This window comes from Rhizobium sp. SVR5-9E (assembly GCF_056755095.1).
The window spans coordinates 1-235 of sequence record NZ_JBNDHS010000751.1; the positions used below are offsets into that span (position 1 = coordinate 1).

Sequence of the window (235 nt, forward strand, 5' to 3'; positions counted from 1 at the left end):
CTGCCAGGCGGCCGGATCAAGCTGCTGCCATTTCGTCGGCGGAAAACTGGCAAAGGGAGGGAGATGCACGTCGTGCATGGAGAAGAACTGCCGCGTGTGGCCAAGGATTTCATTGATTTCGGAGCGTTTCATGGGGCCCCCTGGACGCTATGTCAGGCCTCACCCCAACTCTCCCGCGAAGAGAAGATCAGGGTGAGGGCATCAAACCGCACTACATCACTTCACTGTCCACCCT

Annotated in this window: 1 protein-coding gene; it reads right to left on the reverse strand. The window is 58.3% G+C overall.

Annotated features, from left to right (window positions below):
* On the reverse strand, positions 1-132 hold a 132-nt coding region (locus ACPYOJ_RS36835; protein WP_481420610.1), incomplete at its 3' end, for a D-lyxose/D-mannose family sugar isomerase.
* Positions 133-235 lie beyond the last annotated feature (103 nt).